This window comes from Actinacidiphila polyblastidii, assembly GCF_036353415.1.
Lineage (GTDB): Bacteria > Actinomycetota > Actinomycetes > Streptomycetales > Streptomycetaceae > Actinacidiphila > Actinacidiphila polyblastidii.
In genome coordinates this window covers 173,638-189,654 of the sequence record NZ_JAZEWV010000011.1, presented here as the reverse complement: position 1 = coordinate 189,654, position 16,017 = coordinate 173,638, and the positions used below count along the sequence as shown (strand labels likewise).

The window sequence follows — 16,017 nt, the reverse complement described above, 5'->3', positions numbered from 1 at the left end:
GTGACCCAGACCCACGCCCTCCACCAGCTCGTCCCGCTCGCCGCTCAGGAGCTGGACGACAACAAGGTGACGCCGGGGCTCCTCGGATTCGTGATCTTCGCCGTCATCGCCCTCGCCCTGTGGGCGCTGATGAAGAACATGGGCAAGCAGATGAAGAAGATCGACTTCGAGGAGCCGCCGGGTCCTGCCGCCAAGCCGCGGGCGGGACTCGCCGCGCACCGGGCCGCGGTCGCCGCCGCGGCGCAGGCTCCGGCGGACCCCGTGGCCGAACCGTCGGACAGGCCCGCCGCCGAGTAGGGCCTCCGGGTCCGCCCGACCGCCCGACCGCCCCATCGCCTGACCGCTCGACCGCCGCCTGGCCGCCCCGGCCCGGGTTCGTTCTCGGGGGGCGGGGGAGGTCGGTTGTGGGGTCGGGGGCCGGGGGACAGGCCCGGCACTGCTGGGTTCGGCCTCCTGTCCTGTGATGCCGGGGAGCCCGACGCGGAGGATTGCCGGGAGCGGTGTGACACCGGGTTCGGCGCGGGCCCCAGGGGGCGGCGGGGCGTGAGAAAGTGGGCGGGTGAACCGACTCGGTGACGCGACCTCGCCCTATCTGCTGCAGCACGCCGACAACCCGGTTGACTGGTGGCCCTGGGGGGAGGACGCCTTCGCCGAGGCGCGCAAGCGCGGTGTGCCGGTGCTGCTGAGCGTGGGGTACAGCAGCTGCCACTGGTGCCATGTGATGGCCCACGAGTCCTTCGAGGACGAGGCGCTGGCGGCGTATCTCAACGAGCACTTCGTGTCGGTGAAGGTGGACCGCGAGGAGCGGCCCGACGTCGACGCCGTGTACATGGAGGCCGTGCAGGCGGCCACCGGGCAGGGCGGCTGGCCGATGACGGTGTTCCTCACCGCGGACGGCGAGCCGTTCTACTTCGGGACGTACTTCCCGCCGACCGCGCGCAGCGGCATGCCCGGGTTCCGCGACGTCCTCGAAGGCGTCGTCGCGGCCTGGCGGGACCGCCGTGAGGAGGTCGCCGAGGTCGCCTCGCGGATCGTGCGGGACCTGGCCGAGCGGGCCGGCGCGTACACCGCCTCCGCCGCCGCCGGCGAGCAGGAGCTGGCCGCCGCGCTGACCGGGCTGACCCGGGAGTACGACGCGCGGCGCGGCGGGTTCGGCGGCGCGCCGAAGTTCCCGCCGGGCATGGCGCTGGAGTTCCTGCTGCGCCACCACGCCCGCACCGGCGCCGAGGGCGCACTGCAGATGGCCCGCGACACCTGTGAGGCGATGGCCCGCGGCGGCATCTACGACCAGCTCGCGGGCGGCTTCGCCCGCTACAGCACCGACCGCGCGTGGGTCGTCCCGCACTTCGAGAAGATGCTGTACGACAACGCGCTGCTGCTACGGGTCTACGCCCACCTGTGGCGGGCCACCGGCTCGGACCTCGCGCGCCGCGTCGCGCTGGAGACCGCCGACTTCATGATCGGCGAACTCGGCACCCCCGAGGGCGGTTTCGCCTCCGCGCTGGACGCCGACAGCGACGACGGCACCGGACGGCACGTCGAAGGCGCCTACTACGTCTGGACGCCCGAGCAGCTGCGCACCGAACTCGGAGCGGCCGACGGCGAGTTCGCGGCCGGGTACTTCGGCGTGACCGCGGCCGGCACCTTCGAGGAGGGCGCCTCGGTCCTGCAACTCCCGCAGGGCAACGGCATGGTGGACGCCGACCGGGTCGCCTCCGTACGCGACCGGCTGCTGGCCGCCCGCGCCCGCCGCCCGCGCCCCGGCCGGGACGACAAGGTGGTCGCGGCCTGGAACGGCCTGGCCATCGCCGCGCTCGCGGAGACCGGTGCGTACTTCGACCGCCCCGACCTCGTCCAGGCCGCGGTCGACGCCGCGGACCTGCTGGTGCGGGTGCACCTGGACCAGCGCGGCCGGCTGCTGCGCACCTCGCGCGACGGCGTCGCCGGCAGCCACGACGGGGTGCTGGAGGACTACGGCGACGTCGCCGAGGGCTTCCTCGCGCTCGCCTCGGTCACCGGCGAGGGGGTCTGGCTGGACTTCGCCGGGCTGCTGCTCGACTCCGTGCTCGGGCACTTCACCGCGGACGACGGCACGCTCTACGACACCGCGGACGACGCGGAGGCGCTCATCCGGCGCCCGCAGGACCCGACGGACAACGCGACGCCCTCCGGCTGGACCGCCGCGGCCGGCGCCCTGCTGTCGTACGCCGCGCACACCGGCTCCGAGGAGCACCGCGCGGCGGCGGAACAGGCGCTCGGCGTGGTCGGGGCGCTGGCGCCGCGCGCGCCGCGGTTCATCGGGTGGGGCCTGGCGGTGGCCGAGGCGGCGCTCGACGGGCCGCGCGAGGTCGCCGTGGTCGGCGGGATCGGCGATCCGCTCACCGCGGAGCTGCACCGTGTCGCGCTCCTGGGCGCGGCGCCCGGTGCGGTGGTCGCCCTCGGTGAGGAGGGGTCGACGGAGTTCCCGCTGCTGCGGGGCCGTGTCACGCGGGTCGGGCGCGCCGCCGCCTATGTCTGCCGACGGTTCGTGTGCGACGCGCCCACCTCCGACCCGCGCACCCTGCGCTCCCAACTCCGCGCCCAGCCCTGACGTTTCCGGTTGCCCGGATCGCGGTGGGCGTTGCGCCCATCAGGGGCGCGGGGAACGGCGCGAGCAACCGGCCGCCGGCCGGTGGTCCGTCGGCGACGGCGACCGCCCCCGCCCGGTCGCCGCCCTGTGCCCGCCCGGTCCGCGCCGCGCCCCCGTCGCCGCCCCGCCCGCGGCTCCGCGCCCGGCTGGGGGAAAATGGCCGGTCATGGACCTGGTTCTGCGCGGCGCACGGGTGATCGACGGGACGGGCGGCCGCTCGTACACGGCGGACGTCGGCGTGTCCGGCGGCCGGATCGCGGAGATCCGCGACCGCAGCGGGGGCACGGGCGGCGGCCGTCCCACCGGGCGGCGCACCCTCGACGCCGACGGTCTCGCCCTCGCGCCCGGCTTCATCGACATGCACGCGCACAGCGACCTCGCGCTGCTGCGCGACCCCGGCCACGAGGCGAAGGCCGCCCAGGGCGTGACGCTGGAGGTGCTCGGCCAGGACGGCCTGTCCTACGCCCCCGCCGACGACACCGTGCTGGCCGCGCTGCGCACCCAGCTGGCCGGCTGGAACGGCGACGGCCGCGACGTCGACTTCGACTGGCGGACCGTCGGCGGCTACCTCGACCGGCTCGACCGCGGCATCGCCGTGAACGCCGCCTACCTCGTCCCGCAGGGCACCGTACGCGCCCTGGTGATGGGCTTCGACGACCGCCCGCCGACCGCCGCCGAGCTGGACCGGATGCGCGAACTCGTCGCCCGGGGGCTCCAGGAGGGCGCCGTCGGCATGTCCTCCGGGCTCACCTACACCCCGGGGATGTACGCCTCGGACGCCGAACTCACCGAGCTGTGCCGGGTGGTGGCGCACTACGACGGCTACTACTGCCCCCATCACCGCAGTTACGGCGCCGGGGCGCTCACCGCGTACCAGGAGATGCTCGCGGTCGCCGAACTCTCCGGCTGCGCCCTGCACCTGGCGCACGCCACGATGAACTTCGGCGTCAACAAGGGCCGCGCCCCCGAACTCCTCGCGCTGCTCGACCGGGCGCTCGACGCGGGCGCCGACGTGACCCTGGACAGCTATCCGTACACCCCGGGCTGCACCACGCTGGCGGCGCTGCTGCCCAGTTGGGCGGCGGCCGGCGGTCCCGAGGCGACGCTCGCGCGGCTGCGCGACGACGCGACCGCGGAACGGGTCCGGCACGCTCTGGAGGTGGAGGGCTCCGACGGCAGCCACGGCGTGCCGATGGACTGGGACACCATCGAGGTCTCCGGCGTCGGCGAGGGCGCGGACGCCGCTCTGGCCGCGCACGTCGGCACCCGGCTGGACGGCTGGGCCACCGCCCGCGCGCTGCTGCTGGCCGACCGGCTCGCCACCACGATCCTGCAGCACGTCGGCGACGAGCCGAACGTCGTCACGATCATGCGGCACCGCGCCCACACCGCCGGCTCCGACGGCATCCTGCACGGCGTCAAGCCGCACCCGCGGGCGTACGGGACCTTCCCCGAGTACCTCGGCCGCTACAGCAGGGAGCTGGGCGTGCTGCCGCTGGAGGAGTGCGTGGCCCACCTCACCGGGCGGCCCGCGGCCCGGCTGCGGCTGCCCGACCGCGGCCTGGTCCGCGAGGGGTACCGCGCCGACCTCGTCCTGTTCGACCCGGCCACCGTCGCCGCCGGGGCGACCTACGAGCGGCCGCGCACGCTGCCCACGGGCATCCCGTACGTCCTGGTCGACGGCCGGTTCGTCATGGACGGGGGGCGCCGGACCGGGGAGCTGCCGGGCCGCTCGGTCCGCCGGACCCCGGCCCGTACGGGGAGCTGAGCGGGCCCCGTCCCACGTGGCGGAAAACACCGAGCGGTCCGCGTGACCTGCCCGTAGTGTGACCGGCATGCAGGTCATCCAGTCAACGAAGCTCGCGAACGTCTGCTACGAGATCCGGGGCCCGGTCCTGGAGGAGGCGATGCGGCTGGAGGCGGCGGGACACCGGATCCTGAAGCTCAACACCGGGAACCCGGCGCCCTTCGGCTTCGAATGCCCGCCGGAGATCCTCGAGGACATGCTGCGCTCCCTGAAGGACGCGCACGGCTACGGGGACGCCAAGGGCCTGCTCTCGGCGCGGCGCGCGGTGGTCCAGCACTACCAGACCAAGAACGTGCCGCTGGAGGTCGAGGACGTCTACCTCGGCAACGGCGTCTCCGAGCTGATCCAGATGTCGATGCAGGCGCTGCTCGACGACGGCGACGAGGTGCTGGTCCCGGCGCCGGACTACCCGCTGTGGACGGCGTCGGTCTCGCTGGCCGGCGGCACCGCGGTGCACTACCGCTGCGACGAGCAGTCCGAGTGGATGCCGGACCTCGCCGACATCGAGCGCAAGGTCACCGACCGCACCAAGGCGATCGTGATCATCAACCCGAACAACCCGACCGGCGCGGTCTACGACGACGCGATGCTGCGGGGCCTCGCCGACATCGCGCGCAGGCACCGGCTGGTCGTCTGCTCCGACGAGATCTACGACAAGATCCTCTACGACGACGCCACCCACACGCCGACCGCGGCGATCGCCCCCGACCTGCTGACGCTCACCTTCAACGGCCTGTCCAAGGCGTACCGGGTGGCCGGCTACCGCAGCGGCTGGATGGCGGTGTGCGGCCCCAAGTCGCACGCCGGCAGCTACATCGAGGGCCTGACCATCCTGGCGAACATGCGGCTGTGCGCGAACATGCCCGCGCAGCACGCGATCGCCACCGCGCTGGGCGGCCATCAGTCGATCAACTCGCTGGTGCTGCCGGGCGGCCGGCTGCGCGCCCAGCGCGACGCCACCTACCAGGCGCTGACCGCGATCCCCGGCGTCACCTGCGTGAAGCCCAAGGGGGCGCTGTACGCCTTCCCGCGGCTCGACCCGCAGGTCTACAAGATCAAGGACGACCGGCAGATGGTCCTCGACCTGCTCAGGTCCGAGAAGATCATGATCGTGCACGGCACCGGCTTCAACTGGCCCGAGCCCGACCACTTCCGCATCGTCACGCTGCCCCGCGCCGAGGACCTGACCGCGGCGGTCGGCCGCATCGGGCGCTTCCTCGACGGCTACAGCCAGCCCTGACGCCCGCGCGGGCGAGGCCTTCCGGCGACGCGGCGTTCCGGCGGGGCGCGCCGTCGGGCGCGCCCCGCCGCCGGCGTCAGCCCAGGCGCTCGACCAGGGCGCGGTACTCGTCCCAGAGCTCGGGCGGGGTGTGGTCGCCGAAGGTCTCCAGGTGGGACGGGATGAGCGCGGCCTCCTCGCGCCAGACCTCCCGGTCGACGGTGAGCAGCAGCTCCAGGTCCGCGGCCGACAGGTCCAGGCCCGCGGTGTCGAGGGCGCCGGGCGCCGGCAGGATGCCGATCGGCGACTCGACGCCCTGCGCCGTGCCGTTGAGGCGGTCGACGATCCACTTCAGGACGCGGCTGTTCTCGCCGAAGCCGGGCCACACGAAGTGTCCCGCGGCGTCCTTGCGGAACCAGTTGACGTAGTAGATCTTCGGCAGCTTCGCCGGGTCGTGCCGCTTGCCGAGGCCGACCCAGTGGCCGAAGTAGTCGCCCATGTTGTAGCCGCAGAACGGCAGCATCGCGAACGGGTCGCGGCGCAGCTCGCCGACCCTGCCCTCGGCCGCCGCGGTCTTCTCGCTGGCGACGTTGGCGCCGAGGAAGACGCCGTGCTGCCAGTCGAAGGACTCGGTGACCAGCGGCACCGCCGAGGCGCGGCGGCCGCCGAAGAGGATCGCGGAGATCGGCACGCCGCGGGGGTCCTCCCACTCGGGCGCGATGGTCGGGCACTGGGCGGCGGGCACGGTGAACCGCGCGTTGGGGTGCGCGGCCGGCGTGTCGCTGTCCGGCGTCCAGTCGTCGCCCTTCCAGTCGGTCAGGTGGGCCGGCGGCTCCTCCGTCATGCCCTCCCACCACACGTCGCCCTCGTCGGTGAGCGCGACGTTGGTGAAGACGGCGTTGCCCCACAGCGTCTTCATCGCGTTGGCGTTGGTGTGCTCGCCGGTGCCGGGGGCGACGCCGAAGAACCCGGCCTCCGGGTTGATCGCGTAGAGCCTGCCGTCCTCGCCGAACCGCATCCACGCGATGTCGTCGCCGATGGTCTCCACCGTCCAGCCGGAGACGGTCGGCTCCAGCATCGCGAGGTTGGTCTTGCCGCAGGCCGAGGGGAAGGCGGCGGCGACGTACCTGGCCTCTCCGCGCGGCGGCGTCAGCTTGAGCACCAGCATGTGCTCGGCGAGCCAGCCCTCGTCACGGGCCATCACCGAGGCGATGCGCAGCGCGTAGCACTTCTTGCCGAGCAGCGCGTTGCCGCCGTAGCCGGAGCCGTAGGACCAGATCTCGCGGTCCTCGGGGAAGTGCGAGATGTACTTGGTGCTGTTGCACGGCCAGGGCACGTCGCTCTCGCCCTCGGCCAGCGGCGCGCCGACGGAGTGCACGGCCTTGACGAAGGCGCCGTCGGAGCCCAGCTCGTCCAGCACCTCCTGGCCCATCCGCGTCATGGTGCGCATGGAGACGGCGACGTACGCGGAGTCGGTGATCTCCACGCCCATCGCGGACAGCGGCGAGCCGAGCGGGCCCATGCAGAACGGGACCACGTACATGGTCCGGCCGCGCATCGAGCCGCGGAAGAGCCCCCCGGCGCCTTCGCCCGCGCCCTGGAAGATCTCCCGCATCTCGGCGGGGGCCTTCCAGTGGTTGGTCGGGCCCGCGTCCTGCTCGCGCTCGGAGCAGATGAAGGTGCGGTCCTCGACGCGCGCCACGTCCGTGGGGTCGGAGGCGGCGTGGTAGGAGTCCGGCCGCAGGGTGGGGTCGAGCCGGGTGAAGGTGCCCTGGTCGACCAGTTGTCCGGCCAGCCGGTGGTACTCCTCCTCCGAGCCGTCGCACCACACGATCTCGTCGGGCTGGGTGAGTCCGGCGATCTCGCCGACCCAGCTGATCAGGTCCTGGTGATTGGTGGGAGCCGCATTGCCGCGCGCCACGATCGCTCCGTCCCGCCGGGTCCGCACAGACCGGCGTCGCAAGTTGAGGGTTGTGTCTCGGCCCCTTGGGGGCTGCGGCCCGGACGCGTTCGTGGAGTGCTCATCCGGTACCGACCGCACTCATATGAGTGTGGGGGGCTTCAAATGATTCTGTCCAGGGCGCCGAAGGTGACCATCACCACTCGGGCGGCGGCGTATCTACTTACGGGTAACTTACGGTCGCGTAGGTAGGATTGACGCTATGACCGACGTGGACGAGACTGACGAGGTGACCCCCGCCGAGAACCTCGCCGACGTGCCACAACTCGTAAAACCCAAGCTCAGAGGGTGGCTGCACGCCGGAATGTTCCCGGCGGCGCTCATCTCGGGCGTGGTGCTCACCGCCTTCGCGCAGAGCACCCGGGGGCGCATCGCGTGCGCCGTCTTCACCGTGACCGCGTGCGCGCTGTTCGGTGTGAGCGCCCTGTACCACCGCGGAAACTGGGGCCCGCGCGGCGCCGGAATTTTGCGCCGACTTGACCATGCCAACATCTTCCTGATCATCGCGGGCACCTACACGCCGCTGACGATCCTGCTGCTGCCCGGCGCCACCTCCGAGCTGCTGCTGTGGCTGGTGTGGGCGGGCGCGCTGGCCGGCATCGCCTTCCGGGTCTTCTGGGTGGGCGCCCCCCGCTGGCTCTACACCCCCTGCTACATCGCCCTCGGCTGGGTCGCGGTCTTCTTCCTGCCGGACTTCCTGCGCACCGGCGGCGTCGCCGTGATGGTCTGCGTGGTCGTCGGCGGTGTCCTCTACAGCCTGGGCGCGGTCATCTACGGCTTCAAACGGCCCAATCCGTCACCGCGCTGGTTCGGCTTCCACGAGGTCTTCCACTCCTTCACGCTGGCCGCGTTCATCGTGCACTACATCGGCATCTCGCTGGTCGCCTACACCCACGCCTGACGCGGCGACACGCCGCGACACGCCGCGCGCGGGGGGCGGCGTGTCGCGGCGTGCCGGCTACGGCGTGCCGGGTCCGGTCAGAAGAACGTCCGGACGTACGAGGTGACCGCGCCGCCCTCCTCGACCACCGGGATCAGCTGCCACCGGTCGAAGGTCGTGCACGGGTGGGACAGCGCCAGCGCCACCCAGTCGCCCACCTCCAGCGGCTCGTCGGCCGGCAGCGACAGCCAGGCGTGCTGGTCGGAGAGCTTGGCCACCGCGGTGCCCTCGGCCGGCGTGCGGACCGAGCCGTCCCGCGCCGAGCGCACCGCCACCGGGGTCGGCAGCCCCAGGTCGTACGGCGCGTCGCGCTTGCCCGCGTTCAGGAACGCCTGGCCGGGCGCGGGCCGCGAGACCACCTGCGCCCACAGCCGGAAGGCCGGTTGCAGCGCGCCCTCCTCCGGCACCCGGTTGAACGGCGTGAGCCTGCGGTAGTGGTCGTCGTCGTGCGTGACGTACGCCCCCGAGCGCAGCAGTTTCAGCACCGGCGCGGACAGCTCGGGGACGTCCGCGAAGACCTCGGCGACCGCGTCGAACCACGCCGAGCCGCCCGCGCTCACCACGATCCGGTCCGCGTCCGCGAAGTGCCCGGCCTTGTCCAGGCCCTCGGCCAGCGCCACCAGGCGGCGCAGATAGGCCCGTACGGAGTCCGGCTGCGCGGCCGGCACCTCGCCCTCGTAGCCCGCGACGCCGACCAGGCGCAGCGTGCCGGTCCGCCCCACGGCCTCGGCGACCGCCTCGCACGCCGCCTCGCCGCGCGCGCCGGTGCGCGCGCCCTCGGCGGTGCCCAGCTCCACCACCACGTCCAGCCGCCGCCGGGTGCCGGCCGCCCGCAGGGCCGTGTCCATCAGCTCGACGCCGCGCACCGAGTCGACGTACACGACCAGCTCGAAGGACGGGTCCGCGTCCAGCAGGCCGCCCAGCCAGTGCAGCGCCGCCGCGTCGACCACCTCGTTGGCCAGGAACACCCGCGGCACGCCGAACGCCCGGCAGACCCGCACCTGGTGGGGGACCGCGACCGTGATGCCCCAGGCGCCCCGGGCCAGCTGGTCGGCGAAGAGCTGCGGCGCCATCGAGGTCTTGCCGTGCGGCGCGAAGGCGAGGCCGTGCGCGGCGGTGTAGTGCTCCAGCAGGTCGAGGTTGTGCGCGAGCGACGGCGCGGAGAGTGCCAGGACCGGGGTGGTGAAGCCGCCCTCGAACAGGTTCCGCCGCTGGGCGGCCAGTTCGTCGACGGTCAGGCCCTCGGCGTCCGGGGGCAGCCCCTTGAACCGGTGGTCCACCCGCTCCCGGCCCAGCTCGGCCACCCGCGCGCCGATGGCCGAGGCGCCACCGGTGGCGCCGCCGTCGGCCCCGCCCGTGGCCCTGCCGGACGCCCCGCTCCTCGCCCCGCCCGTCCCGCCGTCCATGCCGCCTCCGCCTGCTCGTTCGTGCCGTCGTTCGCATGCCGTCGCATGCCGTCGCATGGCGTTGCGCACAGTGCAACGGTCATTGCGTATGCTGCTTCAAGCTGTTTAACATCCGGTCCGGCACCAGGTCAACGGCGGCCCGGCCGCCGGAGAACCCGACGAAAGGCATGTGCAGCGAGATGCCCGAGGAGCGCGAGCGGCCCGACGAGCCCGAGCAGCCCGACGAGCGCGTGCGGCCCGAGGCGGCGGGCGGGGCGGCTCCCGCCCGCGCGGCGGGCCCGCGCGGGACGGTCGACGTGGTGGCGCTCGGCGAGTCCATGGTCACCTTCGTGCCCTCGCAGCCCGGTCCGCTCGCCGACGTGCCGGCGTTCCGGCGCTCCATCGGCGGCGCCGAGTCCAACGTGGCCTGCACCCTCGCCCGCGCCGGGCACACCGCCCGCTGGATCAGCCGGGTGGGCGACGACGGCTTCGGCGACCACCTGCTGGCCGAGATCGCCGCGTCCGGCGTCGACGTCAGCGCCGTCCAGCGCGACCCGCGCCGTCCCACCGGGGTGTACTTCCGCACCGCGGGCGAACGCGTCACCACACCGCTCGCCGCCGCGCCCGGCGGCATCCCGGCGCCGCGGCCCGAAGTGGCGTACTACCGCAAGGGCTCGGCGGCGTCCGCGCTGTCGCCCGCGCTGGTGCGGCGCCGCGAGGCGTGGTCGGGCCGGGTGCTGCACCTGACCGGCATCACCGGCGCGCTCTCCGCGACCTGCCGGGCGCTGATGCGCCGGCTCACCCACCCCGAGCCGGGCCGCCCGCTGGTCTCCTTCGACGTCAACCACCGGCCCGCGCTGTGGCAGGGCGCCGATCCGTGGCTGCTCGCCGACCTGGCCCGCGGCTGCGACCTGGTCTTCGTCGGCGAGGACGAGGCGCAGGCGGCGTGGGGTCTGCGCGACGCCGACGCGGTGCGCGCCGCACTGCCGGAGCCGGCGGCGCTGGTGGTCAAGCGCGGCGCGGCCGGCGCGGTCGCCTTCACCGCCGAGGGCCGCACCGAGATGCCGGCGCCCGCCGTGGACGTGGTCGCGCACGTCGGCGCCGGGGACGCCTTCGCCGCCGGGTACCTGTCCGCGACGCTGCGCGGCCTGCCGACGGTCCTGCGGCTGCGCCACGGCCACCTGATGGCGGCCGCCGCCCTCACCGTGCCCGGCGACCTGGCGGCGCCCCCGGCCCGCGCCCGCCTGGACGAACTGGCCGGGCTGGACGACCGGGCGTGGCGGTCGCTGCGGCTGGCGCCGGGCTGGACCGGCGGCGACGGGGTGCGGGGGGCGGACGGGTGAGCCAGACACTGGACCGGGCGCTGCGCATCCTGCCGCTGCTGGCCGAGGGCCCGGCCGGGCTCGAACAGGTCGCCACCCGGCTCGACGTGCACAAGTCCACCGCGCTGCGGCTGCTGCGCACCCTGCACGACCACGGCCTGGTCTACCGCCAGCGCGACCAGCGCTACCGGCTCGGCGCGGCCCTCTTCGCGCTCGCCCAGCAGGCCGTGGAGGCGCTCGACATCCGCGAGATCGCCCACCCGCACCTGGCCGCGCTGAACGAGCGCACCGGCCACACCGTCCATCTGGCGGTGTACGAGCAGGGCGAGGTGGTCTACATCGACAAGGTGGACAGCCGCTACCCGGTCCGGATGTACTCGCGGGTCGGCCGCCCGGTGGCGATCACCGTCGCCGCGGTCGCCAAGCTGCTCCTCGCCGACCTGCCGGAGGCCGAACGGCGCGCGGTCGCCGAGCGGTTGGACTACCCCCGCTACACCGCCCGCTCCACCACGGACGCCGCCGCGTTCCTCGCCGAGCTGGCCCGGGTGCGCGAGCAGGGCTGGGCCGCCGACCTGGGCGGCCACGAGGAGTCCATCAACTGCGTCGGCGCGCCGCTGCGCGGCCCCGACGGCCGAGTCCGCGCCGCGATGTCCGTCTCGGCCCCGAACGTCGTCGTCACCGCCGGCGAACTGCTGCGGCTGCGCCCGCTGATCCTCCGTACCGCGGAGGCGATCAGCGCGGAGCTGTCCGGCGCCACCCCTGTCCGTACCGCATCCGAGGACGCACCACGATGAGCGAGCTGCCCGAGTACAACCCCGGCCGACTGCCGCACCTGCCGAAGACCGCGATCACCCCGGACACGCACACCGTGCCGCCGGCGCGGTTCTCGCACGGTGTCCGCAAGGGCAACATCCTCCAGGTCGCCGGGCAGGTCGGCTTCCTGCCCGCCCGCGAGGGCGAGCCGCCGACGCCCGCCGGGCCGACGCTGCGCGAGCAGACGGCGCAGACGCTCGCCAACGTTCGGGCGGTGCTGGAGGCGGGCGGCGCGACGTGGGAGGACGCGCTGATGATCCGCGTCTACCTCACCGACACCGCGCACTTCGCGGAGTTCAACGAGCTGTGGAACGACTACTTCGCCGGCCTGCAGCAGCCCCCCGCGGCCCGCACCACGGTCTACGTGGGCCTGCCGGCCGGGCTGCTGGTCGAGATCGACGCGCTGGCCGTGCTGGGCTGACGCGCCGCCGGTGCGCCGCGGCGCACCGCGCGTGGTCCGGGCCCCGGGGGACGGTCGACGTCCCCCGGGGCCCGGCGTTTCGGCGGTGCCGGCCCCTTCAGCGGGGGCGGCGGGTCACGACATGGCGTGGACGTGCGGGCCCACGCCGTTGGACCAGGTGTTGCCGGCCGACGCGTCCCAGTTCGTCGACCAGGTCATCGCGCCGCCGATCCCCGGCCAGGTGGTGGCGGGGTGGAAGCTGCCGCAGCCGGTGCCCTTGGCCAGGCAGTCCAGCGCGTTGTTCACCACGCTCGGGCTGACGTAGCCGGAGCTGGCCGCGCTGGTGGACGCCGGGGTGCCGATGCCGACCTGGGACGGCGACAGGCCGGCCTGGATGGCGGTGCAGGCCAGCGTGGTGATGAAGTCGACGCTGCCCTGGCTGTAGACGCCGCCGTCGCAGCCGTTCATCGAACCGCTGTTGTAGTACTGCGTGTTGACGATGGTCAGGATGTCCTTGACCTTCAGTGCGGTGGCCAGGTAGTCGCTGCCCGCGGAGAGCATGTCGATGGTCTGCGGGGCCATCGTGATGATCAGGCCGGAGCCGGCCTTGGCGCTCAGCGCGCGCAGCGCCTGCGGCATGTAGGTGCTGTCGATGCCGTTCTCGAGGTCGATGTCGACGCCGTTGAAGCCGTAGGTCTGCATCAGCGAGTAGACGCTGTTGGCGAAGTTGGTGGCCGAGGCGGAGTCACGGATCGAGATGGTGCCGTTCTGGCCGCCGACGGAGATGATCACCTTCTTGCCGGCCGCCTTCTTGGCCGCGATGTCCGCCTTGAACTGCGCCACGCTGTAGCCCAGCGACGGGTCGAGGGTGAAGGAGACCGCGCCCGGTGTGGTCGTCGCGTCGGCGAAGGCCACCGCGATGATGTCGTACTGGCTCTGCACCTGCGCGATGGTCTGCACGGTCGCGCCGTTGTTGAAGTTCTGCCAGTAGCCGGTCACCACGTGCTTGGGCAGCCCGGTGGCGGGCGGCGAGGTGGGGGGCGTGGTCGGCGGAGTGGTCGGCGGCGTCGTGGGGGGCGTGGTCGGCGGGGTGGTGGGGGGCGTCGTGGGGGGCGTGGTCGGCGGCGTGGTGGTGGTGCCGCCGGGGCCGGAGAGCGTCACGTCGTCGGCGTAGTAGGCGGGCTGCGCGTACCAGCCGTGCGTGTAGACGGTCACCGAGTGGGTGCTCGCGCCGGTGGTGAAGCTGACGCTGAGCTGGCTGTAGGAGGAGGCGCTCGGCGTCCAGGTGGACGGGTCGGTGCCACCGGTGCCGGTGGCGCCGAGGTAGACGTACGACCCCTGCACGTACGCGCTCAGCGTGTACTGGGAGTTGGGCTGGACGCTGATCGTCTGCGTGCACTGGCCGGTGTCGCTGCTGGACGGGGTGGCCTTGAGCGCGCCGGCGCCGGAGTGCACCGGGCTGGAGACGGCGGCGCCGGAGCCGGCCGAACACGTCCAGTTGGAAAGTCCGCTCTCGAAGCCGGGGTTGGCGACCAGGTTGGTGGTCGCGGCCCCTGCCGCACCGGAGTTGACCAGGGCGATGCCGCCGCCGATGACGGCGGCGGCGCTCAGCCCGGCGACGGCCCGCCGCAGGGCGGTTGATCTGCTCCTGGCATGGCCCGATTGATTCGCGTGCGATGCACGTTCCACGACTGCCTCCTGGGGGCAAGGAGTTGGGGGGTGGCGTGAGTGCTGGGTGGCATGAACACGGGGAAGGTCCTCTCAGGGAGAAAGTTGGTCCAGACCAATCGGGTTGTCAAGACCTCTGGTGGACACCGGTCGTTCACCGAGTCCGATGCGCGACTTTCCGCACCCAGGTCGCTACACATCGATAAGCTGACGCACGCGAATCGCCAGGTCGGCCGGGCTCACCAGCCCGTCGGGCACGGCTGCGCCGGGCGGAGATGGGGAGGTTCTCGCATGCCGAGCGTCATCACGGTCACCGCCGACGACCTCGCGCTGCCGCTGGAGGACCAGGTGATGAGGACCTCCGCGACGCTGGACGCTTTCGGCCACATCGTGGCCCTCGCCCCCGACGACCCCGCCGATCCGGCGCGGCGCCGGCTGCACACCGTGCGCTCCGCACTGGAGGCCGACCGGATCGCGATCGTCCCGCTCGCCCTGCCGCCGCTGGCCCGCACCCTGCTCGGCGAGCAGCTGCGTCAGCTGTCCGGCACCGACCTCGGCCCCGGCGTGCTCGCCGGCGCCGCCCGGCTGCTCGCCCACTACCTGCACTCCGGCGCGCTGCTCGGCTCGGTCGCCAAACTCGACCGCATCCCGGTCGGCGTCGGCGCGCACGTCAAGTCCCTCGTCCCCGGGCGGCACTTCGCGGCGATCGCGCACCCCGAGCCGTACCTCGGACCGGCCGACCCGGCCTCCGTGCCGCCCGGCCCCGCGTACCAGACCCAGCTGGCGATGGCCGGCACCGGCCTCGACGCGTCCTGGATCACCGGCCCGCTCGCCACCGCCTGGCGCACCCAGCACGTCCGCGAGGTGCCGCTTCAGCCGGACGCCGCCGCCTGGTGGGGGACCGCGCGGCTGGTCGAGTTCACCGCGTACATCGCGGACGTCGGCATGCTCTACCAGCTCGTCACCTCCGTGCGGCGTGACACCTGCACCTGGTGCGGGCTCGAAGTCATCGGCGACCAGTGCCTGTTCTGCGCCACCCGGCTGACCCGGGGCACCGCGGCCAAACACGCCGCCGCGCCGTCGGGCCGGGCGGTGGAGACCCCGCGCCGTCCCCAACTCGAACCCCACAAGCGATAGGTCCGCCCGCACATGAACTCACGTCAGCGCCGTGGTGCCGTCCTCCTGGTGGTCTCCGTGCTGTGCGCGGTGGCCGCCTTCGCGGGGGTGCTCGCCGTCGTCAGCGACGCGCGGTCGCAGGTCGGGCCGAAGGTCACCGCGTACGAACTCGGCGCCGACGTACCGGCGTACACGGCGCTGACCCCCGCCCAGGTGCACCGCATATCGGTGCCCAAGCGCTGGCTGCCCGACACCGCGATACGCGACACCGGCGAGTTCCAGGGGAAGATCGCCGCGGTGCCGCTGAAGAAGGGCTCGCTGCTGCAGTCCGACATGGTGGCCGACCGGCCCGAACTCAGGTCCGGGCAGATGGAGATCGCCATCATGATCGACGCGGAGACCGGCGTCGCCGGCAAGATCACCCCCGGCTCCCGGGTCAACATCTTCGCCACCTTCGCCGGCAAGAAGGACAGCGACCCCGACATCTCGAAGATCATCGTCGCCGGCGCGCAGGTCATCGACGTCGGCGAGATCAAGGCGTTCGACAAGGACCAGGACGCGCAGCGGCTGTCCACCCAGGGCGTCCCCATCACCTTCGCGCTCGGCGCCGAGGACGCCCAACGGGTCGCGTTCGCCGAGTCGTTCGCCCGCCACGTCCGGCTCGCGCTGGTCGCCCCCGGCGACACCGCGGCCCCGCCGCCCGGCGACCGCAGCTACACGCTGGCCGGCGACGCCGGCACAGGAGCCGCCCGATGAAC

At 73.5% G+C, this 16,017-nt stretch carries 13 protein-coding genes; 10 read left to right on the top strand and 3 right to left on the bottom strand.

The window, feature by feature from the left end:
* The 4 genes from V2S66_RS16455 to V2S66_RS16440 all read left to right on the top strand — a co-directional run bounded on the left by V2S66_RS16455 (position 1) and on the right by V2S66_RS16440 (position 5,676).
* Positions 1–297, top strand: a complete 297-nt coding sequence (locus tag V2S66_RS16455) for a hypothetical protein (protein ID WP_330796090.1) — start codon at positions 1–3, stop codon at positions 295–297.
* Positions 298–559: 262 nt separating this feature from the next.
* A complete protein-coding gene (locus V2S66_RS16450; protein WP_330796089.1) occupies positions 560–2,590 on the top strand; it encodes a thioredoxin domain-containing protein in 2,031 nt (676 codons plus the stop codon).
* 205 nt (positions 2,591–2,795) lie between these two features.
* Positions 2,796–4,397 carry an N-acyl-D-amino-acid deacylase family protein gene (locus V2S66_RS16445; RefSeq protein ID WP_330796088.1) on the top strand — a complete coding sequence of 534 codons (1,602 nt, stop codon included), beginning with the start codon at positions 2,796–2,798 and terminating at the stop codon, positions 4,395–4,397.
* 67 nt (positions 4,398–4,464) lie between these two features.
* Complete coding sequence (locus tag V2S66_RS16440) at positions 4,465–5,676, top strand: pyridoxal phosphate-dependent aminotransferase (RefSeq protein WP_330796087.1); 1,212 nt, start codon at positions 4,465–4,467, stop codon at positions 5,674–5,676.
* Positions 5,677–5,752: 76 nt separating this feature from the next.
* On the opposite strand, the gene V2S66_RS16435 is transcribed toward V2S66_RS16440, so the two are convergent.
* Positions 5,753–7,576, bottom strand: coding sequence for a phosphoenolpyruvate carboxykinase (GTP) (locus tag V2S66_RS16435; protein ID WP_330796086.1), 1,824 nt, complete (start codon positions 7,574–7,576; stop codon positions 5,753–5,755).
* Positions 7,577–7,817: 241 nt separating this feature from the next.
* On the opposite strand from V2S66_RS16435, the gene trhA reads away from it, so the two are divergent.
* Positions 7,818–8,516 (top strand): PAQR family membrane homeostasis protein TrhA, encoded by a 699-nt coding sequence (gene trhA / locus V2S66_RS16430; protein ID WP_330796084.1) that lies wholly within the window; start codon positions 7,818–7,820, stop codon positions 8,514–8,516.
* Positions 8,517–8,593: 77 nt separating this feature from the next.
* Here trhA and V2S66_RS16425 read toward each other — a convergent pair whose 3' ends face one another.
* On the bottom strand, positions 8,594–9,961 hold the full coding sequence (locus V2S66_RS16425) for an alanine racemase (protein WP_330796082.1): 1,368 nt from the start codon (positions 9,959–9,961) through the stop codon (positions 8,594–8,596).
* A gap of 167 nt (positions 9,962–10,128) precedes the next feature.
* Between V2S66_RS16425 and V2S66_RS16420 the strand changes: the two genes are divergently transcribed.
* The 3 genes from V2S66_RS16420 to V2S66_RS16410 are packed head-to-tail and all read left to right on the top strand — an operon-like array spanning position 10,129 to position 12,496.
* Entirely contained in the window at positions 10,129–11,283 is a 1,155-nt protein-coding gene (locus V2S66_RS16420) for a sugar kinase (RefSeq protein ID WP_330796080.1), read from the top strand.
* Complete coding sequence (locus tag V2S66_RS16415; RefSeq protein ID WP_330796077.1) at positions 11,280–12,056, top strand: IclR family transcriptional regulator; 777 nt, start codon at positions 11,280–11,282, stop codon at positions 12,054–12,056. The genes V2S66_RS16420 and V2S66_RS16415 overlap by 4 nt, the downstream gene beginning before the upstream one ends.
* Complete coding sequence (locus tag V2S66_RS16410) at positions 12,053–12,496, top strand: RidA family protein (protein ID WP_330796075.1); 444 nt, start codon at positions 12,053–12,055, stop codon at positions 12,494–12,496. Before V2S66_RS16415 ends, V2S66_RS16410 begins: the two co-directional genes overlap by 4 nt.
* 114 nt (positions 12,497–12,610) lie before the next feature.
* Here the strand turns inward: V2S66_RS16410 and V2S66_RS16405 are convergent, their stop codons facing one another.
* Positions 12,611–14,164, bottom strand: a complete 1,554-nt coding sequence (locus V2S66_RS16405) for a chitinase (RefSeq protein WP_330796073.1) — start codon at positions 14,162–14,164, stop codon at positions 12,611–12,613.
* A 270-nt stretch (positions 14,165–14,434) separates the two neighbouring features.
* Between V2S66_RS16405 and V2S66_RS16400 the strand changes: the two genes are divergently transcribed.
* Both V2S66_RS16400 and cpaB read left to right on the top strand, forming a co-directional pair.
* Complete coding sequence (locus V2S66_RS16400; RefSeq protein ID WP_330796071.1) at positions 14,435–15,280, top strand: hypothetical protein; 846 nt, start codon at positions 14,435–14,437, stop codon at positions 15,278–15,280.
* Between the two features lie 12 nt (positions 15,281–15,292).
* Positions 15,293–16,015, top strand: a complete 723-nt coding sequence (cpaB, locus tag V2S66_RS16395) for a Flp pilus assembly protein CpaB (protein ID WP_330796069.1) — start codon at positions 15,293–15,295, stop codon at positions 16,013–16,015.
* Positions 16,016–16,017: the final 2 nt, after the last annotated feature.